The following is a 22,395-nucleotide window of genomic DNA, read 5'->3' on the forward strand; positions in this document are numbered from 1 at the left end:
CGGTTGGGGGGAGGCGCCGCCCGGTGACGGCCCGAAGCGTGTCCCCATAGCCTACTCGCCAATGATCATCGAGTGCGGTTTTTAGCGTCCGAGCTAAGAGAATTTGCCGAGGTCAACGATTTGCCGAAGACAAAGCGTCATGCGTTGGCCGACTGCCGTTGATCGGCGCCGATCCAGGTTCCGACCGTTTCGCCGTTAACGGCACGGACGATGCTCCCGGACTTCTTAAAGTTGAACACCAGGATGGGCTTGTCGTGTTCGGCGCAGAGTGCGATCGCGGTTGCGTCCATCACCCGAAGTTGCTTTTCAGTCACGTCCCGGAACGTCAGGGAGTCATAGAGCACCGCGTGTGGGTTCTTTTCTGGGTCGTCGCTGTACACACCGTCCACCCGTGTGGCTTTCAGGACGACATCGGCGTCGATTTCCAAGGCACGTTGGGCTGCCGCGGTATCGGTGGTCACAAAGGGGTTCCCGATTCCGGCCGCCAGGATAATCACACGGCCTTTTTCAAGATGACGAATTGCCCGCCGACGGATAAATGTTTCCGCGATCTTGTCCATCGGAACCGCCGACATGACGCGGGTCGACAAGCCGGTCCGCTCGATGGCGTCTTGCATCGCGAGTGAGTTGATCATCGTCGCCAGCATGCCCATGTAATGTGCGGTTGCTTCTTGGACGAGCGCGTTCGAGCCGGAAAACTGCGCACCGCGGAGGATGTTTCCACCGCCGACGACAATCGCAATTTGGCAACCCGACTCGTGAGCCTGTTTGATTTGGTTTGCGATCTCCCCCATTTCCTGGCTGCTTATCCCGCGGCCACCGGAATCAGCGAGGCTTTCACCGCTAAGTTTGAGGATGACACGGCGGTATTGAAGATTCGATTCGTTGCGGTCGGTCATAGCGATGCGGCTCTATGGGAAAACAAGTGGCGAGGTTTCAAGAGCATACGAAAAAACCTCGTTCATCCCGAGGGGACAAACGAGGTTTCTCGATTGATCATTGGTGTGACGATCGCGTTGGTGCGATCATTGGCGTTAGCCACCAACGGCGACGCGTTTGAACGCCACCACTTCGGCACCGTCGGCGAATTCTGTGACGGCGGCTTCGACCGTTTTGGAATCGTCAAGTGCGTAGAATTGGCTTAGCAAGCACTTCTCTTGGTCAAGCAACGTGTTGTCGGCGACGAAACGCTCGAGTTTGCCGGGGACGATCTTATCCCAGATTTTCTCTGGCTTTCCTTCGGCCTTCAGCTCAGCCTTGATGGCTTCTTCGGCTTGCGCCATGACTTCGGGAGTCAGTTGCTTACGGCTTGCGTACTGAGGCACATTCTTGAGCGGTTTGCCAAGCCGGGCGCGGTCTTCGTTTTCGACCTTGATCTGTCCTTGCAGCGACTCGGTTTCCTTCGCGACAAAGTCCGCGTCGAACTCATCGGGGGTCAGGATTTTCGGGCTCATCGCTGCGATGTGCATCGCGACACCGCGGAAGAATTGTGGCGCGTCGTCCTTGCCGCCATCCTTGTAGGAAACCAAAACGCCGATCTTGCTTCCGGCGTGGATGTACGAGGAAAGTTGCTCGCCTTCGACGGTTTGGAAATCGGCGACTTCGATCTTTTCGCCGATCGTTCCGGTGCGTTCGACCAGTTTCTCGGCAACGGTCGAGCCGTCGAATTCCATCGCAGCGACTTCTTCTTTCGTTGTCAGGCCTTTGGAAACCGCGTCTTTTGCGATTTGCTCGGCAAGTTTGACGAAGTCTTCGTTCTTGGCGACGAAGTCGGTTTCGCAGCTCAACGCCAGTAGTGCGCCTTTGTTTCCTTCGACCAAGGCGACGACGACGCCTTCGTTGGCTTCGCGATCGGCACGCTTTGCGGCAACCTTTTGGCCTTTTTTGCGAAGGTAATCGAGTGCGCCTTCGAGGTCCCCACCGGACTCTTCGAGGGCTTTCTTGCAGTCCATCATGCCTGCGCCGGTGGACTTTCTGAGTTCGCTAACGTCTTTGGCTGAGATAGCCATGGCTTCCTCCGATTTTGTCTAAATCTGAGTTGTTTTGTGTGAAGGGGTGCCAGAGATCGTTCGACCAGATTATCCGATCCGGTCATTCGGTCAACGGCGTTGGGTGGGTGAAACGCGATCGGCCCCGTAGGCCTGCGATGCCAGTATCGATGCTGACTCGATCAGGAGGTGGGGCAGAGTGACGACACCGGGCGCGGGGAATGGTTCAAGCGATTGCCGCGGTGTCGTGAATGTTATCGATGCGGTGCCATCACGGCGACACCGCGTGTTGAGTGAGTCTCGCTAAGGCTCGATTAGGCTTCCGAACTCGCTGCTTCGGCGGGGGCTTCGGCCGCCGGTGCTGCTTCGGCAGGGGCGGTCGCTTCGGCGGGAACTTCGTTCTGCCCGCGTCCCTTGATCACTGCTTCTGAAAGCTGTTTGAGGATCAGCTCGATACTGCGAATCCCGTCGTCGTTACCGGGGATCGGGAGGTCGATCAGCGACGGATCGCTGTCGGTGTCGATCAGGCCGACGGTGGTGATGCCCAGTCGTTTGGCTTCGCGGACCGCGTTGCGCTCTTTGCCAGGATCGACGATGAACAAGCACTCAGGCAAACGGTTCATCGTCCGCAAACCGTTCAAGTTGCGGTACATCTTGCGGTATTCGCGGTTCAAGGCCGATTGCATTTTCTTGCTGTAGCCGTTGATCGCGTCGCTCGTACGGATCTTTTCCAGCTCTTCCAAGCGGCCCAGGCGACTGCGAATCGTGCGGAAGTTCGTGAGCGTACCGCCGAGCCAGCGTTCGCTAACGAATGGCATGCCGCAGCGCGATGCCTGCTCTTCAATTGCTTCGCCGGCTTGGCGTTTGGTGCCGACGAATAGGATCAATGATCCGCCCGATGCAACTTGGCCAAGATATTTCTTGGCTCGCAACATCCCACGAAGTGTTTCGCGGATATCCAGAATGTGGATTTGGTTCTTGCTGCCGAAGATGTAGGGCTTCATCTTCGGGTTCCAGAGGCTGGTGCGGTGCCCGAAGTGAACACCAGCTTCGATCATTTCTTGTACGATAGGATTCGACATCGACAGAGTTTCTCCGTGTCAGTGGTCAGCAGAGGCTCGCTCGAAACGGCTGGCGTCAAACGTGGGCTCCACGACGATTTACCGAGAGGGAAATCGATTCGCGGTCGGCTCATTTGGCGACAAATCCGCTCCCAGGGACTGGCAATCACCGCTACGCAGATCGCTGCGAAGGTCCCGGTGTTGCCCCCGCACTCGGCGGGGCCCTTCGTCCTGTTTGGCCGACGAATTGGGGGAAGTAAGTAATCCAATCACCTGATTTGACAGGTGAGGGGGTCAGAGAGTAGCGGAAGCACCTCGATACGACAAGGCATCAAAGTTGCACCGCTGCTACGGATATCGGACTTCTCCTCGGGTGTCTGTGAAGTAATCACAGCGATTTTCCTTCCCGGCCACAACGTCGGGGGCCGCGATCCCCAGATGTGGCTGGTGTGATGTTTGGTCCTGTTTTTAGGCTTCGCTCAATGGCGTCCGCCGCCGCTTTCCGGCTAACGTTGGTGGCAGGCCCTGCGTCGTGTGACTCGCCAATCGGCGTTCTGTCTTGCCCCGGAGGACACTTCTTAGCTATGTCGAAGGCTGGACGCTGGTGTCGACCCGGCCAGGTCGTTCCGTTGGTTGCGTTTTTGCCGCCAAATTCCATTCGATTGAAACCAAGTCACGGATCCGTAGACATGGAAGTCTCCGCAGTGAAATCCAGTTCATACGCTCATCGTTTCCCGCTGCCAATTCGGCGTCAGTTTGCCAACGTGCTTGCTGCCGCAGGGATTGCCGTCGGGCAGGTATGTTTCTGGACTTCGTCGTCTACGCTTGCCGATTCTCCTCAGCCGCTAAGCGATCCGCCTGCACTGCAAGCGGACATTCCGGCAGAAGACACGAGTGACGCAGCGGCGGGTTCGACAGCCGAGCCCTATGTGGTGTTCGTTGCTGAAGCAAAAGCGTTCACACGTTGTGGCCCCGGGCAAACGCACTATCGGACTGATCCGCTGCGATTGGGGCAAGAGTTGGAAGTCTACGTCGAAACCGGTGATGGCTGGCTGGGCGTCCGGCCGACCGACGATAGCTTTTGCTGGATCTCAGGCGATTCGGTAAGGCTGGACAGCAATGGTCAAGTCGCGACCGTTTTGAAGGACAAGACGATCGCTTGGATCGGCACCAATCTAGGGCAAGCCAAACGCTATCGATGGCAGGTCCAGCTTCAGTCCGGTGAAGAAGTCACGGTGATCGAGGTCACCGACGGCGAATCGGAAGCGGGCGGGAAGTCTTGGCTTCGTATCGTGCCTCCGTCCGGCGAGTTTCGTTGGGTGCACCGTGATCAAGTCGCCGACTCGGCCGAATCGCTCGCCGCTGCAATCGCAAAGCGTGCCACTCAAACCAAAGTCGCTACCAAATCGTTGCCGCAACCGGTTCGGCAGGCTGCCGAGGTGAAGGCCGCTGAACCGAAGACTGCGACGCTGGAAGCGGGTTCCGGCGATCGCGAGTACGCCCGGGGAGAACAGAAAAGGCAATCGGCATCCGAAAGCGACAACCCAGGCTTGAAGCTTGCGAGCGATGTCCCCGAACTGCGTCCTGTGCGAAAGCTCTCCGCGATGGAGACTGCTTCCCGTGAGGCATCGCCGAAGACAGTCGTGAAAGATCGGGCGATTCAGTTCCACCGCAATGCTCCGGCGGAGGAGTTTGAAGACCGTGGCGCCGTGATCGGTAGCGGTCTTAAAAAGAACTGGAGTCAGCCGAGCGGCGACAAGGTCGCAGCCGCGCTCGATTTTGATGGCGACTCGACATCAGTCTTAAGCGACGAGCCGCTTTCCGAGTCACCTGCAGTGCCATCTGCCAATGGCGCCGCCGCGGCCGTTTCGGCGATCGCAACACCGCTGAGGAAAGTTTCCGATGTGGTTGCAAATTTCATTAGCCCACCGCGGATCGTTCAGATCGACACTCGTGATCAAGGTTCACTTGATCTTCAGCCGGCCCGCGATGCCCAGTGGACCTCCGGTCAGCAGCGTTTGGCTCAAGGTAACCTGGACCTGCCGGCGGTGGGCCAGCAGTGGCAGATTGAGCCCGGGCGGCGTTCGCCGGTTGAGCCAAATTATTTGCCGCCGCAGTCGCTAAGTTCTCTCGGGCAACCGCAGGTTAGCCAAGTTGGCGCGGTCAATGAGAATGCAGCCATCGTGCGTGCTGGCGGCTCTGGGTGGGGCCGGGCGGTGGCGTCGTCAAGCGTTGCGCCACGCAAAGGCGTGCGGGAGGTACGCGTCTCGCAGATCGCACGTGTCAGCGACGCGATGAGGGCGGCGAATGTGGACGAAGTCGATCGATGGCTGTCGAAGTTAATCGCCGAGACCGCGAGCGCGGATGAAATGGATCCGCTGATCCATCGCGCCGATGAATTGTTGCGAACTGGAGTGATTGCGAGCGCCAATCGTACCCGAGAGTTGTTGTCGCGTGCGCGTGAGTATCGCTATGTCGCGGCGCGTCGGGACGGTCCGACGATCGTTCGTGATGACGGTACAGGGTTGCAGCGACAGCCTGTCGCAACGGCGTCACCATTGGTAGTGCCCGCCTCGGCGGCGATGCCGCTGAAGGAACTGCCTTCAAGTGAGTTGCCCGCTGGCCTATCGCCAACACCGTCTCATTCGACTGCGGATTCATTCTCGACGGGCGGTCAGCAAGTGCCCGACGCCAGTGCTGTCACTTCGAAGTCGCAGCCTGCCGAGCACGCAACCGGCTTTCTGGTGCAGGTGTATTCGTCTCGCCCTAACAGTCCGCCTTACGCGTTGACCGATGAGGCAGGGGTGACGATCGCGTATGTGACGCCTTATCCAGGAATCAATCTGCGCACGCATCTCAACAGTCGGGTCGCTGTGCAAGGGCAGCAGAAGTATCTCGAAGGAATGAACACGCCGCATTACTTGGTCGATCAAGTGTTGCGGCGTTAGTGTCGTCTTTCGGTTCGAATCGAGAGTCTCCGGCTGTAGCGGAAGCCGCGGGGACTTTCTGTTTTGTCGCGACTGAGTCTTGTTCCGAATCGTTGACGGGGCATCGGCCGAAACGCTCGGCGCGTTCCGCTACTAAGTCAACCTCGTAGCGGAAGCCGCGGAGGCTTTCGGTGATGCCGCGATTACATCATGGCCGAAGCCGATTGGCGCGTTTTAACCGGGGCAGGTTCTAACAGTGCAGAGGTAACGCGTGACTGAGGTAGGCACGGGTGTGATCGAGCAAGCTATCGTAGCCTAGGTGTTCAACATCTTCGCCGATCAATTCGACTTCCAGGGGACCCTGGTATCCGTTGCGGAACAGTAGATCCATGAGGTCAGTCAATGGAACGCGCCCGTCACCAAGCAGGCAGCGATTCATTTCACCGTGCGGGCAATGTCGGCCGTCGCCAAGTTGAACCAAGTGCAGGTGCGGGACGATGTCGGCGACCGCGTGAGCGATATCGCATTCCATCCCCAAATGGTAAGTGTCAAGCACGAGACCCAGCGCTGGATTGTCAACTCGCTCGATGATGTCTAGCGTCGCATCGAAATCGTTGACGAAAGACCATTCTTCACCGCAACCGGGGTGAAACGGTTCGATCGCAACCTTAACTCCATGTTCCGAAGCGACTGCGGCGATACGGCAGAGCGCTTGGTAGAGCACGCGGCGGAGGTGGTTCTTGATGTGATTATTCTTGCCGCCGGCAAGGATAATCACCGTTTCGGCACCCAATTCGGCGGCTTGAATCACCGCTGCGATGGCGTCCGAAACGGCGTCTTCGAATGTCCTACCGTCACTCCCGGTGAACCCTCCGGCCCATGAAAGTGAAGTCGCGGCCATCGAGTATTCGGCAAGCAACTCCGCTGCACGTTCGACGCCAAAGTCTTCGACTTTCGGTCGATACAATCCGATGCCGCGGAACCCACGCTCGTAGTACGCGTGGACGTCTGCTTCCAAATCCCAACGCAAGGTTGATATTTGGCTGACAGATAACTTGTTCATCCGTGTTTGACCAATCAGGTAACGATCCCCGCTTGGCTAAATCACCCAAGCGGCCAGTGCTGGACGCGATTGTAATACATCACCCGCCCCAGCGATGCGCGAACCATTTGATGTCAAAACACTTTTTTCAAAAGTCTATCGGACGCCTTCGAATTTGTAGCTTGCTCGGCATGAAGACCTCGCGGTCAACAGCGAGGAAGAAAAACTGTGCAGCATCTGCGTGTCGCAGTCGCAACTCTAGGGCAGTCCAGCGTTAGCTGTGGTTTCATCGTTCATCGTCGGCAGAAGCGTCGGACTGTTGTGACGCAATCAGTTGATCAAACAAACGCTGCGCTTCGCTGGGACGCATGGTCATCAGGTCGACAAATCGTGGAGGCGGATCGACATCTTGCCACCAGCGATCGAATGGCTGACGGTATGGCGGTTTCTTGGGTGGACCAGGATCTTGTTTCACCCAGTCGTCGGACCACCAGCCACGTTTCGCCCTCGTCAGTTCCTTATCGGGATCGACCAAGCATTTCGGACGGCGCCCGTTCAGCGACACAAGATGCAAAGCATAGACATTGGCATTGGAGACACCGATCGATTGTGCCATTGATCGAAGTTGGACGGCCGCTTGGCGGACCAGCTCAGGATCACGCGGTGCCCGTCTTAACTGGTTTGGCGTCATTACAAAGTTTGCGGGAACGAACAAATGGTCATCGCCGGTTTCAATGCGAAACCAGGTGAGGCAATCTTTGTGTCGCAACATCATTCGCCAAGAAAACCGTTGCCCTCGTTCGTTCCAGCTGGCATTTCCGGGAAGTAGCCATGGTCGAACCGGAAGCAACAACTGAACTGTGACATAGACAAACGCAAGCACAACGCCCGCTAAATGCCGAGGACCGATCGCCGCGACCACTCGCGTCGGTCGGTCGACTCTTACCACGTCTGCGTTCGCTATCCCCAATCGTCTTTGTGCCAACGATGAAATTCGATACGTGAAATTTGAAATGGCGTTCGAAGAGAAAAACACCCACATCGTCGCCAACATAAACCAGGGGAAGACACCGATCGTGAAGATCGTTGCGTTCGTGAGGTGGAACACCAGTGCGGCGGTGATCGCGAAGGATCGTGTTCGACGAAAGTAAAGCCCCGGTATAATCAACGCATCGAATAGCAGGCCGCCCCATGCGATGAACAGATTCATGTGTGGGAGTGCCATCACCGATCCAATCAACGGTGTGTCGACACGGGACCGAACCCAAAGTTCGGTGGGGAGTCCACACAGCCAGTCCTGGTCGAGTTTTGCGATGGCACCGAAGGCATATGGCAACCCGAGTTGGAACCGGACAAGCCACCACTGCCAACGGCGGATCGCTTGCGGGCCGCCGCAATTGCCCCTCAACCAATGATCGACTGACAGTTGTCTCGCCATCGGCAGAAACACACTAACAAGCGCCACGCAGGCAAGTAGATAATCGTGGTTGTTGTATATCTGGCGTTCACTGACCAAGACGAACGCCATCGAAAACGCGAGTATCGCCGCGCTAATTGGCGTGATGAACCCGATCGCAAAAAAGACCGCCGCAAGACGTGTCAATTGAAAGTGCCACCACATCCCATCGCCGGGCCATGGTTGAACCCATTCCAGTCCGGCGTACTTGAATAGAAATCGCGGCTGCTGAAAGAACACACGCCAGCGATCATCGGCAAGGTATCCGCTGGCCCAAAACCAATAAGTGACACCGACCAGTACGCGCAGCCATGCTAGTGGCAGCGCCGTCATCGGCCGAGCGGCTCTCTGGATCGATTGGTGGTTTCGAAGGTGCGAGATCCGACCGATCAAGGCAGGTCGTCCAATAAGAATAGCCGGTGGATCGATTCCACCGGCCTTGGTGAGTTGGAAATGATAAAGTCGAACGTGTTTCGCGCTATCAGCGAAGCTTCGCAATCACCGTGGCAAGAACTCGAACTGAGTTCTCTGCTCAATTCGGTGTCTTGATCACAGCGAAGAGACGCTTTTCTAAATCACTCTCGGAACTGATCAACGTCGAAGGCGTCAGCGGGCCAACCATCGGAGAGAATTTTTAACCGGAACGCTTCACTCGACCGTCGGGTGAAGTGCCACGGAAAAACGGATCAGAGTCGCGGAGTGCCGCAGACTCGAACTCCTTCGACGGTCAATTACCCAGGTAGTAACCGCGGCTAAGGCCGAGCGGCTGATCGAGTCACCGCGCGTGCTAATTGTTCATCAATGCTTCCAGCCCAGCATCTGCCGCCGGTGCCGCCGAGTCATCTGCGGGCGGTTGTGGATCGGCGTTCTCTTCAGGAGCACCCAAAAAGAACGGTTGGTCGGTGGTGGCCTTTTTCGTAACTGATTTGCCTTCCGCCAGAGCCGTCAACGTCTCGATTTGTTCGGTCAGTTTCTTCGAAAACTCACGAGCAGTGCCGACCGATTTGTCGTTCAGCGCCGTTTGTACGTCGATCATGGCTGAAACCCATGCCTTCACGCTTTCCATTTCCCCCGGTGGCGTTGCGGCAAGCAACCCGGCGGCTTCTTGCGGGTTCGGGAGAGATTCGGGGTCGGTGATTGCATCCGGCTTTCCGGTTAGTCCGAGCACGATTTGCTGGAGAGCGAAATTCAGTTTCTTTCGCGTCGCGACAACTTCCGGAGGTTGTGGTTTTTCAAGCGATCGCATGCCCATCCCCATCCCCATGCCCATCATCATCGACATCGGGTCCATCTGGTCTTCCATTTCCATCATGCTACCGTCCATGCCGCCCATCATTTCGTCATAGCCAGCATCCATGTTCATCATGTCCATGCCAGCCATGCGACGGTTCGGCTGTGTCGCCAACTCGGTTTGTTTCAGGAACGATTCGGGTGGCGACGGCTGGGATTGGCTCGTCATCTTCTTTTCCATTCGCTCCAGTCGATCGATTTCACTCTTGAAGGATTTCAATACTCGACCGGCCCACTTCTGAAGGACTTCGTTGGTCTTGACATCCGCTGCGGTCAATTTTCCGGGCAATCCGGCCAAGGCGGCTGCGGAGTGTAGACCGATCAAGTTGGGTTGGGCATCGTTAGTGCTGATGCTAACGAATTGCTTTCCGATTGACGCATCCTCGCTGATGTAAGTCAGGATGCTAACGGCGTATCGCTGCAAGAAGGCGTGGGCAAGTGGATCGCGTCCCGACGGCGGATCGGAAGCGAGCAATGCTTCCATTGCTTGTTTGATTTCGGCCAGCATGCCTTCGTCGAACCGGGCGATAGGTGTGTAGCGAGCGTATCGTTCCAGGCCCTGAAGCGCGGCGGCGCGAACACCATCGGGAGCCGATTCATCCATGTAAATCTGCTTCATGTCTTCGCCGACAAATGGGTACGGTTGTGGCACCCCGCCTCGCTGTCCAGCCGGCCGAGCCAAACGCGAGATAAAAGTGATTGCGTTGACACGCGCCGGCGGCTGGTAGTTTCCCATCGCGACTCGCTTCATACCTTGATAAAGCCAGTTCATCGCGCGGTTCGTTCCCGCAGTCGGCGAACGCATCGCCCGGGTCGTGACGTTGTAAGCCGGGGCCATGATGTCATTGATTTCGTGCAACGCATCGGGCTGCGTGATTTTCGCTGGGATGTACTGTCCGTAAAAACGTCCAAACACCGCCATCTCGTTGGCAGGGACAGACGAAATGTCATCCATCGTTAGAAACATCCGAGTCCGCCGCTCAATCGTTGTGACGTTCTTGTCAATCAATTCCTCAACTTCGAGCACTTCATACTTAGGGGCTTGCCCGCTGGCATTGCTTGCCAAAACGGCGAAAGCGGCGAGCATGCCAAGCGTCAACATCGCCAACAAATAGCTCTGACGGCTCGTTTGCGACGACGCTGTTGCCGCCTCGGCCTTCGCTTGCGCGGGTGAGCGGTGGGGCAGATTGCTAGAAGGACTGGTCATGCCAATTCCGTTTACTGGTGACGAGTTGATTAGTGGCGAGCGGTGGATGAATAGAAGCGTCGGGCGAGGCCATAGACACCGCGGCGACGCATTATCCACTGATACAACGAGTGACGTCAAACAAAATTAGGCCGAACCGCTCCAGATAGCCAAGTCACGGGCCGATTTTTTCGCCCCTAACTCAGTTCCGATCGGGAAAATTAGCTTCGATTTCGCTTCTCTGTTCCGACTCGCCTGGTTTTGGCGGACGGCGACGCACCCACCGATCGAGGGCCGAACTGCGCCCAAAACCAATCAATCTAACGTCGCTGGAGACACAAAAACCTAACGAATTGCGACCTGTTTGATTTTGCGGCTGAAGTACCCCCTGCCCGATTTGAACGAGCGTCTCAGGCGGAAAAGCCTGATGTCCTAGGCCAACTAGACGAAGGGGGCGTCGATTGAAGAGCACTCGGCGAGAACCGCTGGATTTGCACCGGAAACTGTTTACGACCCGCCGAAATTGCTCCGGCGAACGGTTCCCTCGCGACTCTCATTTTGCGGCTCTGATCGGAAAACGCAGAAATATAGCGACCGTTCGCGTAACGGCGAAGGTTACAGACCCTGGTCTGTCGACTGTTTTTCAATCATCGACGCGGTTGAAGCGGTCGCCGATGGCGAAATCGCGGCATGCCCGGCGTTTGTGCGTCATTCGCCGGCGCAGACACGCTCGGGAAACATCGGCGGACGAGTGCAAAGTTCGGTTACGGCGTCTAAATCCCCTCAATCGCTTCACACTAGCGAAGAATCCTTCGTTAAACTGAAGGGAAATCGTGAAACAGTCGAACTTGATCTAGGGGTCAAGGAAAGGATTTCTCTACGATGCGAACGGATTGGACCTCGGTCACGTCGCCTCCTTTGCAGGGAAACTCACTATGTCGGCAAAATGGTTCTACATGGCCAGCGGATGGCTGCGGAAGGCACGTCGAATTGGTCCAATCACCGAGGCGGATCTTTTAGCCCGGATTGATAAGGGCGAAATCAGCCCGGAGACGCTGGTTCAGAGTGCGAAGACACGAAACAAGTGGATTCCGATGAACAAGATTAAACCCGCGATGGAACGCTGGCGGCGTTCTCACCCCGACAAGGTTTAGCAAATCCGTTTAGCAATTCCGTTCAGTAATCGCAAAGCTGTGGGAGGGTCGCGAACAAGCTTGCGACGCCGCGGGGAGGGGCAATCTGTCAACCGAGCCGATCAACCTCACCCAACAATTCCTCCCGAAGGTAAAGGATGATGTGTAGATACCAATGCCCTTCGGTAGACTTGCTTGATTAACAAGTCGCTTGAACCGCCAGACCGACACTCGATGTTTGCTTCGCGTCGATTGTGACGCCGATTTTTAAATCGCTTACCTTTGCGGTGTGATTCCGGCTAAGCTAAAGCATTCGTCGAAATCGAAGCCATTTGTCAGTCTCATCAACCGCTGCTGGTTTGTTCCGGTTGCCGCACACGACTTGGGACAAAACCACTTGGCGAAATCCAAATTCAGATTTTGACGAAGCACAATTCAGGTTGAACGACAGACACTTTATCTAATCGGAACCTTCGATTGTCGCGCCGCCCGCAACTCGCCGACTATGCCGCGATCGCGGTGAGCCCTGTGTTGATCTTTTTGATGATCAGCAGCTTAGCTTCGTTCTTTGTGATGTTATTCACCGGTGGTCAGTATCAGGGCCGGCTTTCGTACTTGATCGTCATGTACACGATGGGCGCGGTCGCTTGTGCGAGGATCGTGATCGAGTTTGATCGTAGCTATGCGGCCGCGTACACGTTCGGGCTTGGTGCCGCGATGTTCTTCGTCTCCTGGCAGTTTTTCGGGTCACCGGTGTTCTCACTCGGGTTCATCGTCTTGATCGCCTTTTTGGCGGATCGAATCACTCACGACTGCACGCTGATCGATGAGAAGACGGATGCCAGCGGCGAAGGATTGATCGATCGGGGCTTGGACGAAATCAAGATGATGAGGGAAGGCGTCAAGCATCAGCCCGATGATCGCCCGCAGTCCGAGCAACAACAGCGACGTAAACGCTCGCACCAACCTGGACGCACGGTTTTTTTGTTAGCCTTGGCGGCGCTACCGCTGTTCGGGATCGGCCAATTCGTGATGCGAAATCATCCCGCAGTGTGGTCGAGCGCAAAGTTTTACTTGGGCGTCTATCTGTTCGCCAGCCTGTCGCTGTTGGTCACGACCAGCTTCTTGAACCTGCGTCGATACCTTCGACAACGTGAGGTCGATATGCCGGGGGACGTCACCGTCGCTTGGCTCGCTGGTGGAATCGGGTTGATCGCCGCGTTGCTGATGCTCTCCTACCTTGCCCCGTTGCCGGGGAACGCGATCGCTAGTCTGTCGATGCCTGAATTCTTGAAGGTGAACGAGATGACGGCGAGTCGCTATGGGTGGGGAGACGATGCGGCAGAAAAATCCGACGACGAAGGGGACGCGCAGACCGGGGAGAAACAAGATGGTGACAAGCAATCGCGAGGCTCTGGAGACAATGAAAACGATCCAAAAGAATCCGGAGGCTCTCGGCCAGCCGATCAGTTGAAGCCTGATCGCGGCGATGCCCAAAGCGGCGAACAAACCTCGTCTCAAAAGTCAGGGTCGGGACCATCCGATCAGCAATCATCAGCGAGTCAAAACCAACGCTCCGATTCCAAGCAAGCTCAATCAATGGAGCAGAGCCAGAAGGCTGGGCAGCAATCCTCGGGAGACCAAAAGTCGGAGCAGTCAAAATCTCGGTCGCAAGCGGACGACGCCAGCGAATCGGCGTCAAACGGTCAGACGCCGCAAGACAAACAAGCTTCGCAGGGCAACCAGACGACAGAGAAAAAGGAGGCGTCGGGTGATCGTTCCGCAGATGCTTCGCAGCAATCTGATCAACCGAAACAACAAGGCAATGACAACCCGGATTCGGAATCCTCTGATTCGAGTTCAACCGACCAGCAATCGCAATCGGGCGACCGGCGAGACGCGTCCTCCGATCGTCAGGCGGAGCGGTCGGCCGCGTCGAAACCGTCAAGTTCGATGCCATCGATCGGTGGGTTGTTTTCCGCACTCGGTTCGCTTCTTAAATTTGTCTTGATCTTAGTCTTGGCCGGGATCGTATTGATTTATCTTTACCAGATGCGCGAGAGAATCCGGCAATGGCTGGCCTCGTTGTTTGGTTCGGACGAGGAGCCTGTCAGCAAGGCATCGGGCGAAAAGGCTACCTTTCAAGTTGATGCTCCCCCGCGTCCTTTCGCTTCATTTCAAAATCCGCTCGTCCCCGGTGCCGACCCCAAACGTGTCGTTGTGATTACGTTTCAAGCTTTCGAAGCGTGGGCCCGGGAACGTGGGTGTGCGAGGCGCCACGACGAAACGCCATCGGAGTTTATGGCTCGGCTGCGAAGTCTGTCCAAACACAATGCCGACGCGCAGCGCGTCTTTGCCTCGGTCGGACCGGCCGCCGATCGGCTGGGAAATGCGTACGACCGTATCGTGTATGGTCGCGGCGTCGCTAGTCGACGTGATGTCGAAGCAACGCAAACGCTCTGGCAGCAGATGACTCGGCAAGTTCCCAGCCCACCGACGTCGTCTGTCTGACGCCATGCGACCAACCCTAAATTCTAATGTTGGCGAAACACGAGCTTGAGCCAACTGGTTGGGATCGTGCAACCACCGCGAAGACGCGTTTCCAATCCTAGTATCGTAGGAACTTCACGCGTACACTTTTGGGATGCCATTTCGACCAAATTTTACCGCGATCGATTTTGAAACCGCCAATCGCCGCCAGGATAGCGCTTGCCAGTTGGCGGCCGTCGTGGTTCGCGAAGGCGAAATCGTGCGCGAGCGGATGTGGATGATCCGGCCGGAGCCGTTCTTTTTTTCGCCGATCAACATCAACATTCATGGCATTCAGCCAGCCGACGTCGAATTCGAACCGACCTTCGGCGATCATTGGGACGACATTCGCACGTTCATTGGCGATGATTGTGTGATCGCCCATAACGCGATGTTCGATATTGGGGTTCTGAAAGCTTGTTTGGAAAAGCACGGCCGTACGATTCCAACGTTGCCGTTTTCGTGTACCCGTTTGATCGCCCGTCATGCTTGGCCTAATCGACAACGATTCGGACTCAAGCCGCTTTCATCGTGGCTTGGCATTCAGTTTCGTCATCATGACGCATTAGAAGATTCACGAGCTTGCGCCAAAGTGCTCCTCGCGGCCGGTGTTTCCGCCGGTGCCACGTCGATGAGCGACCTTGAATCACAACTGCGACTGTCGCGGGGAAAACTGGCCGAGTGGGGTGTCAAGAACGCCAAACGCGTTGACGGTCGACGCCCAGGCAACAAGAAAACAAAGGAAAAACGTCGGCTTCCAAAAGGCTATGCGAGCCGGAGCTTGCGACGCAGTTCGGTGCGTCCGTTGCGATTCCCCATCAACCCATTCGACGAACAAGCGATGACCGAGGCGCAGCCGGGCGAACCGATTGCGACCAACGAGTCGCCGGCCGGCTATCAAGTAACCGGCTCAAACACGATCGCCGAAGGCTTGCCCCCTGTCGAGAGCGGCATCGACTGGCAACGTGTTGCGGTGCGTTGTGAATTTATTCAGCCGCTCCGCGGGCGCAGCGTAGCCATCGTCGGCGAGTTACGCGTCATGACGAAAACGCGAGCGATCGAGCTCACTCGGCGGGCCGGCGGGATACTCCAATCGGAACCGAACGAGTCGACTCAAGTGATTGTTGTCACCGCCGATCACTCGAATGATCATCGGCAACGATTCTCGCAAGCTGAAGTGTTAAGTGAAGCGGACTTTTTAAAACGGCTCGGCGTCTAACGCTCTATCTCGACCAGATGTTTTGGTCGTCCGATCGACCGACGAGCTTTCACCCTGGGGGCCGGGCGACTACCGGCGCACGTCGGTCGGCGACTCTCGGAAAACGCCCCGAATCCGTTAGCGTGGCGACGCGTTGAGCTGTCGTTCGATGCCGGTACAAATCGCGTCCAGCATCGGGGCGATCCCCTTGTAACGCAACGTTGCTTCGGGACAGGACCGCAGGTTGTTCAGCAGACACGTCAGCTGCTCGGTTGTCAGTGATGCCAATGGGCATTGTGTCGTACGAATCGTGAACACGATCCCGATCTCGTCAAGCTTGGTGAGCGTTTGAAACTCGACGCGAAAGTAGCAATGCCGCATCGCATTGCCTTCGTTGATTTGATCTCGCTGGCTTTGAACCGACGCTGTCCTCCGCAGCGATTGATCGAGATCGGGCGAAGGGCGGATACCCCAATTGCTCCGCCAAACACTTCGATCGATCTTTAATCTCGACATTAAACCCGACGTCTTCTTCCAAAGCTGTTCGGCGAACCCGGGGACACCGTCATGGACCTCCAGCAATGGTTGTCCGACCTTGTTCGGCAACGACCATCCGCTGGGGAAGCAAACGCATCCCCCGGTCACGACAAATGGCGGTTCGGGCGATAAGAACACAATGTCTTCTTGTGTTTGCCGATAAAGCCATTCGAGTGGCGGGTATGCATCAAACGGTTCGATATCGCCGTGGGGCGAGCGCGAGTCCTCAGACAGGTGTTCGCTGCGTTCGATCGCCCAGGTTACAAATCTGTTCAGGCGTCGATTCGGGGGATCATCGAAGCTTCGGTGATCGGTATCGGTTTGGAATCCCGGTCGATCACTTGGCGATTGCACCAGATAGTGATCTCGATGAGCGCCGGACAGTAGTTCACGCTTAAGCAAAACTTTGTCGCCATGGCAGTCGATCGTTCGAAAGATCGGGACATGCGCCGGCATCGCCGAGATCCCGAACTGGTGCTGAAACTCCGAGCGTTGCAGTGGAAACAGTTCGATCATATTTAGACGGAGAACCCGGTATACTGAATCGCGGTCGATGGATCGTGTCGTCTGGTCGCGACAGAGGTCGGACGCCCGGATCGTCAGTGCGGCGAAAGGAGTGGGCTGCCTAAGGTTGCGGCAACGTTTGAGTGTGTTTGCCGAAGCTTTGACGCAATTGACAACGCTACTTTTTTTAGTCCCCGCATGCCAAGTGAAGCCATGAATTTTGTACGATCGTTAGGCGTCTCCATCGTCGGTGTTGCCTTCGTCTTAGGCGTGGCCATCACCGATTCCACGGCTGCCGATCCGGTGTTCTCTGGACCTCAAGTGGGCGAGATGTTGCCGGGATTCAAACTGAACGGTGTGTACGACGAACTGGCGGGGAAAACGATTGCGCCACTCGACGATGCCGGAGATTCGCCGATCGTGATCGTCTTCGTCCATGATCTAACACGCCCCGGTTTTGCGCTGACGCGCGCCATCACGCGATACACCGAATCACTTAAAACAGCAAAAGTCTATGTCGCTTGGCTCTCCGACGACCAATCGGAAGCCGAGGCCTTTCTCAATCGCGCTCGTCCATCGCTGAACTTGAACGTCCCCGTCGGCATTTCACCAGATGGGGGAGATGGGCCTGGTTCATACGGCTTGAATCGGAACGTGGAGCTGACCATTTTGGTCGGAAAAGCACAAAAAGTGACTGCAAATTTTGCGTTGGTGCAACCCTCACTGGTCGATGCAGAAGAAATCGCGGCCGAGGTTGCTAAGGTGGTCGGCAAGTCGGCACCGTCAAAGGCGCAGCTCGAATCAATGGCGTTTCCCGGTCGCATCAAGATGAAACGGAAGGAAAGGACTGATCGGCGGTCGACTGATCAGACGCCTGCGAAAGCAAGCGATCGCTAATGAACTGCCGCGAAGCCCATCAATAGCCCGCTTTGACTCTCGGTTGACCGGTCTGGTCGCCGGTGCAGCGTATTCGTTCACCAGAAGGACCAGGTCAGATTCCCGAGAATCCACGCACGATCATGGCAGCGATGGTGTTATCGATTGCCAATCGGGATAACATAAGGGGGGAGTTCTGTCTGTTGAGGCGTTCATGTGGACGCTGGCAATGAGAAAACTCGCCAATTTATTGAATATCGTTGTCTTTCATTTGCTTTTGGACGCCCCCTTCTTAATCAAGATGCAGTTAAAGCGTACCCCACCCATTGGATTGACGTCGCTCGTGATCGCCTCTGTCACGGTAGTCTGGTGGATGCCGGATCAGGCTCATTCCGCAGAGACGCCTGCGACAGTCACGACCGAGACGGTTGATTTCAACCGTGATGTTCGACCGATTTTGAACGAGCACTGTGTGGCCTGTCACGGCGGCGTCAAACAAGCCGGTGACGTCAGCTTTGTCTACGAAGAAAGCGTCTCCTGGGTGGTCGAACCCGGCGACAGCGAATCCTCGGCGATGATCGAGCGTGTCCTGCTTGACGACGATGATGACTCTCGAATGCCGCCTCCGGAGCATGGTCGCGGGCTCAACGAACAAGAGATCGCGACGCTACGTGCTTGGATCGACGCGGGCGCAAAATGGGGCAAGCATTGGTCATTCGAAGAGCTTATTCGCCAACGGTTGCCGAAACTCGACGCGGACGAATTCAGTCGTGTTCGTCTGGACCGATTCGTACTCGAGAAGATGCGCGATGCAGATCTTTCGCCCAATCCAGAAGCCGACCCGGTTCGTTGGCTGCGACGGGTGTCGTTGGAACTGACGGGGTTGCCTCCGACACCAGAAGAGGCCGACGCGTTTCAGATCCGTGTCGACCAGAACGGGGATCGGGCGTACGCCGAAGCGGTCGATCGCCTGTTGTCCTCTCCGGGCTATGGCCAACGCTGGGCAAGTATCTGGCTGGACATCATTCGTTACGCCGATTCCAGGGGACTGGGCCTCGATAGTCGCCGAAACATTTGGCAGTATCGCGACTGGGTGATCCGGGCGTTCAATTCAGACGTGCCCTACGACGTCTTCACGATTCAGCAACTCGCGGGCGACTTATTGGACGAACCTTCGCTCGATGACCTGCTCGCGACGGCCTGTCACCGAACGACGCAAACAAACGAAGAAGGCGGAACCGATGACGAAACGTTCCGAACCGAAGCGGTCATGGACCGTGTCAGCACCACGTGGCAGACGTGGATGGGATTGTCGTTTGGCTGCGTTCAATGCCATTCGCATCCCTATGATCCAATCGAACACGACGAGTACTACAAGTTCCTCGCGTTCTTTAACAACACCGTCGATAGCGATCTCGGTAGCGACGCACCGACGTATGCCTTTCCGAACGATATCGACGACTTTGACCGGGCGATGAAACTGGATCGTCAAATCGAAGCGGTTAACAACGAAATTTGGCACGAATCTGAGAAGGCGCTTTCCAAAGCCGGCCAATGGCAATCGTGGAGCGTCGAGTCTTCGACAACGAACAACTCGACCAAAGTCGAAAACAAGACGATCGACGGGCATGACGGTTACGCCACCGTAGGCACGGTCGCTCGGAGCACCAAAGTAACGCTGACCGGTCAGTCGCCGGCGAATCAAACGATCACCGCGATCCAGTTCACCGGTCTGCCCAAGAACGTCGAGCGTGCCAAGGCACATTCCGAATGGGGATACCTGATCAGCCACTTTGAAGTCAATGTGCTCGGCGATGGCGACGAGAAACAGTCAATCAAGATCGCCCAAGTAGTCTCCGACGAACCCAATCCGATCATTAGTCCTAATGACAGTCTAAACCCAAAGACACGTAACGGTGCCGGCCCATATTCACGGATCCACTACCCTCGAAGCACGACCTTTGTTCTCGCGGAACCGTTGCAGATCGATGAGGGAAAAAAACTCGAGATTCATCTTTCGTTTAACGGAGTCGAAACGGGCGCGTTTCCGCTTGTTGCCCATCGTGGTTATGTGAGGCTAAGCGGCGACGAAGTTTGGCGAGGTTGGCTTGAGCGAACCGATCAGTTGCGTGGCGAAGCGTCGGAGCTTCGCGGTCAGCGTCGGCGCATCCGATCGACCAACACCCCAGTCATGGCGGAGCGTTCGAACCAGTGGGCGCGGCCTTCGTTTATTTTTGATCGTGGCAACCAATTGACCAAGACCGACGAGGTCACTCCGGCAACGCCGGCGTTCTTGCCCGAGCTTGGTAACGATGAACCGAGTCGATTGGACTTGGCGAGATGGGTTGTGGACCAGAAGAATCCGCTGACCGCGCGCGTTGCGGTCAACCGGATTTGGTCACGCGTCTTTGGGATGGGCCTAGTGATAACCGAAGAAGATTTTGGCATCGCCGGTGAACGCCCCTCGCATCCCGAGTTGCTTGACGACCTCGCTTACCGTTTTCAAACGGAAATGAATTGGAGCGTGAAGCGACTGCTGCGGGAAATCTTGACCAGTGCAACGTACCGCCAATCCTCCGCAGCTAGCGAAGAAAAGCTTGCCGCAGATGTTTCCAATCAATGGCTCGCACGCGGACCGCGAACTCGATTGCCCGCCGAAACGATTCGCGATCAAGCGTTGGCGATTTCGGGGTTGCTGAGCCAAACCATGTACGGGCCACCGGTGCACCCGCCGATCCCAAATGGGATCTGGAATCCGTTCAATGCCGGGGACAAATGGCGAACGCCGGAGCAATCAGACCCGAATCGTTATCGTCGAACCGTGTATACCTACATCAAACGAACGATTCCGTATCCGATCATGGCCTCGTTTGACGCCCCGTCGCGCGAGTTCTGTACCGTCCGTCGTGTTGCTTCAAACACACCCACGCAAGCACTGATGACATTAAACGACGCCACCTTCGTCGAAGCATCGGCCGCCCTGGCCGAGCGAATGCGTCGACACGAGGGGGCGTTGGCCGAACAAATTCGACATGGCTTCCGATTGGCCACCTGCAGGGAACCTTCGGCCGAAGAACTCGAAGCGTTGACAACACTCAGCCACGAGATCGCTTCGGAGAAAGACCCACAAGCCCTTCAGTCGGTCGCCACCGTCTTACTGAATATGGACGAGGTACTTTGTAAATGAGTTTTCTTTCCAGTCGCCGTCAGTCGCTCCAATCCGAAGCGACGGCCGAACAATTGCAGCTCGATACCCGGCGTCAGTTCTTGCGTTCCTGCGCGACCGGCCTGGGCGCCACCTGGATGGCCCAACAGCAGCTGTCCCAGCAGCAAGCCTTGGCGTCAGGTCAGGGAGGCGGGTTTCATCTACCGACAGCGAGAGCCAAGCGAGTCATCTTCTTGCACATGATTGGTGCGCCCAGCCAGCTCGAACTGTTTGACTACAAACCAGAGTTACAGCGTTTCGACGGTCAGGATTGCCCGCAAGAGTTTCTCGAAAACGGTCAATTCGCGTTCATCCAGGGGACCCCGAAGCTGCTCGGACCGATCTACGACTTTAAACAGTACGGCGAAAGCGGTGCCTGGGTCTCCGAACAATTACCGCACTTCCAAAAGGTCGTCGATAAAGTTTGCTTTGTCAAAACGATGCAAACCGACCAGTTCAATCACGGCCCCGCCCAATTGATGGTCCAGTGCGGACAAGCCCGCATTGGTTACCCATCGATCGGTTCCTGGGTGACTTGGGGATTGGGCAGTGAAAACGAAGACTTGCCCGGTTTCATCGTGTTGCTCTCCGGAGGGCGTCAACCGCGTGTCGGGAAAGCTTTGTGGGGTAGCGGTTTCTTGCCCTCGGTTTATCAAGGCGTGCAGTGCCGATCGAAAGGCGACCCGGTGCTCAACGTTTCCAATCCTGATGGCGTCAGCCGTGACGAGCGGGAAGCGACATTGAAGGCTCTCGATCGTCTGAATGCGATCAACCATCAAGCCTTTGGTGATCCAGAAACGTTGACACGGATGAAGCAGTACGAGCTGGCGTTTCGTATGCAAGTTGCGGTCCCAGACGCGATGGATCTATCGCAAGAATCCGCGGCGATCCATGAAGAGTACGGCGTCGAACCGGGCAAAGAATCGTTCGCCAATAATTGTTTACTCGCACGGCGTCTGGCCGAACGCGGCGTCCGCTACATCCAGCTTTATGATTGGGGTTGGGATACCCACGGCAGTAACGCGAGCGAAGCATTAGAAAAAGGCTTCGTCAATAAGTGCCGCCAGGTCGACCGGCCGATGACCGCACTGCTCAATGATTTGGAACGTCGAGGGATGCTCGAAGACACACTCGTTGTTTGGGGTGGTGAATTCGGACGGACGTCAATGGCCGAGAACCGTGGCGGGGTGAAAGCTCCTTTTAAAGGTCGCGATCACAATCCCAACGCGTTCACGTTCTGGATGGCAGGGGCAGGCGTCAATGTCGGGACGACGTATGGTGAGACCGACGAACTGGGGTACCAGGTCGCGCACTCGCCGGTGCAATTGCGAGATTTTCACGCGACGATGCAACATTTGCTTGGCATCGATCACAACAAACTGGTGTACCCGTTCCAAGGCCTCGATCAAAAGCTGGTCGGCGTCAAACCGGCACGCGTTATCGAAGAGTTGCTCGCTTAATCG

14 protein-coding genes and 1 tRNA gene are annotated in these 22,395 nt (G+C 56.4%); 7 read left to right on the plus strand and 8 right to left on the minus strand.

What is annotated here, in order from left to right; genetic code table 11:
- Positions 1–137 precede the first annotated feature (137 nt).
- From pyrH to rpsB, 3 genes are all read right to left on the minus strand, one after another.
- Positions 138–899, minus strand: coding sequence for a UMP kinase (pyrH, locus tag FYC48_RS23710; protein WP_149499275.1), 762 nt, complete (start codon positions 897–899; stop codon positions 138–140).
- 135 nt (positions 900–1,034) lie between these two features.
- Positions 1,035–2,009 carry a translation elongation factor Ts gene (tsf, locus tag FYC48_RS23715; RefSeq protein WP_149499276.1) on the minus strand — a complete coding sequence of 325 codons (975 nt, stop codon included), beginning with the start codon at positions 2,007–2,009 and terminating at the stop codon, positions 1,035–1,037.
- Positions 2,010–2,302: 293 nt separating this feature from the next.
- Complete coding sequence (gene rpsB / locus FYC48_RS23720; RefSeq protein ID WP_149499277.1) at positions 2,303–3,070, minus strand: 30S ribosomal protein S2; 768 nt, start codon at positions 3,068–3,070, stop codon at positions 2,303–2,305.
- Between the two features lie 668 nt (positions 3,071–3,738).
- Here rpsB and FYC48_RS23725 point away from each other — a divergent pair.
- Positions 3,739–5,997, plus strand: a complete 2,259-nt coding sequence (locus FYC48_RS23725; RefSeq protein ID WP_149499278.1) for an SH3 domain-containing protein — start codon at positions 3,739–3,741, stop codon at positions 5,995–5,997.
- A gap of 229 nt (positions 5,998–6,226) precedes the next feature.
- Here FYC48_RS23725 and FYC48_RS23730 read toward each other — a convergent pair whose 3' ends face one another.
- The 4 genes from FYC48_RS23730 to FYC48_RS23745 form a co-directional block, all read right to left on the minus strand.
- Positions 6,227–7,039: a sugar phosphate isomerase/epimerase family protein gene (locus FYC48_RS23730; protein ID WP_149499279.1), complete on the minus strand. Its 813-nt coding sequence runs from the start codon at positions 7,037–7,039 to the stop codon at positions 6,227–6,229.
- Positions 7,040–7,304: 265 nt separating this feature from the next.
- A complete protein-coding gene (locus FYC48_RS23735; protein ID WP_149499280.1) occupies positions 7,305–8,807 on the minus strand; it encodes an HTTM domain-containing protein in 1,503 nt (500 codons plus the stop codon).
- Between the two features lie 454 nt (positions 8,808–9,261).
- Entirely contained in the window at positions 9,262–10,971 is a 1,710-nt protein-coding gene (locus FYC48_RS23740; RefSeq protein WP_149499281.1) for a hypothetical protein, read from the minus strand.
- A 361-nt stretch (positions 10,972–11,332) separates the two neighbouring features.
- Positions 11,333–11,406, minus strand: a tRNA-OTHER gene (locus FYC48_RS23745).
- Between the two features lie 479 nt (positions 11,407–11,885).
- On the opposite strand from FYC48_RS23745, the gene FYC48_RS23750 reads away from it, so the two are divergent.
- The 3 genes from FYC48_RS23750 to FYC48_RS23760 all read left to right on the plus strand — a co-directional run bounded on the left by FYC48_RS23750 (position 11,886) and on the right by FYC48_RS23760 (position 15,831).
- On the plus strand, positions 11,886–12,104 hold the full coding sequence (locus FYC48_RS23750) for a DUF4339 domain-containing protein (protein ID WP_200836689.1): 219 nt from the start codon (positions 11,886–11,888) through the stop codon (positions 12,102–12,104).
- A gap of 456 nt (positions 12,105–12,560) precedes the next feature.
- The gene (locus FYC48_RS23755; protein WP_149499282.1) at positions 12,561–14,594 is read left to right on the plus strand and encodes a DUF4129 domain-containing protein; all 2,034 of its coding nucleotides are present in this window, start codon (positions 12,561–12,563) and stop codon (positions 14,592–14,594) included.
- Between the two features lie 133 nt (positions 14,595–14,727).
- Entirely contained in the window at positions 14,728–15,831 is a 1,104-nt protein-coding gene (locus FYC48_RS23760) for an exonuclease domain-containing protein (RefSeq protein ID WP_149499283.1), read from the plus strand.
- A gap of 117 nt (positions 15,832–15,948) precedes the next feature.
- Here the strand turns inward: FYC48_RS23760 and FYC48_RS23765 are convergent, their stop codons facing one another.
- On the minus strand, positions 15,949–16,863 hold the full coding sequence (locus tag FYC48_RS23765) for a heme-dependent oxidative N-demethylase subunit alpha family protein (RefSeq protein WP_149499284.1): 915 nt from the start codon (positions 16,861–16,863) through the stop codon (positions 15,949–15,951).
- A gap of 201 nt (positions 16,864–17,064) precedes the next feature.
- On the opposite strand from FYC48_RS23765, the gene FYC48_RS23770 reads away from it, so the two are divergent.
- The 3 genes from FYC48_RS23770 to FYC48_RS23780 all read left to right on the plus strand — a co-directional run bounded on the left by FYC48_RS23770 (position 17,065) and on the right by FYC48_RS23780 (position 22,392).
- Positions 17,065–17,748, plus strand: coding sequence for a hypothetical protein (locus FYC48_RS23770; RefSeq protein ID WP_149499285.1), 684 nt, complete (start codon positions 17,065–17,067; stop codon positions 17,746–17,748).
- Between the two features lie 208 nt (positions 17,749–17,956).
- Positions 17,957–20,914, plus strand: a complete 2,958-nt coding sequence (locus FYC48_RS23775; protein WP_235034395.1) for a PSD1 and planctomycete cytochrome C domain-containing protein — start codon at positions 17,957–17,959, stop codon at positions 20,912–20,914.
- Positions 20,911–22,392, plus strand: a complete 1,482-nt coding sequence (locus tag FYC48_RS23780) for a DUF1501 domain-containing protein (protein WP_149499286.1) — start codon at positions 20,911–20,913, stop codon at positions 22,390–22,392. Before FYC48_RS23775 ends, FYC48_RS23780 begins: the two co-directional genes overlap by 4 nt.
- Positions 22,393–22,395 lie beyond the last annotated feature (3 nt).

The sequence above is a fragment of the Roseiconus lacunae genome (assembly GCF_008312935.1).
Classification (GTDB): Bacteria; Planctomycetota; Planctomycetia; order Pirellulales; family Pirellulaceae; genus Stieleria; species Stieleria lacunae.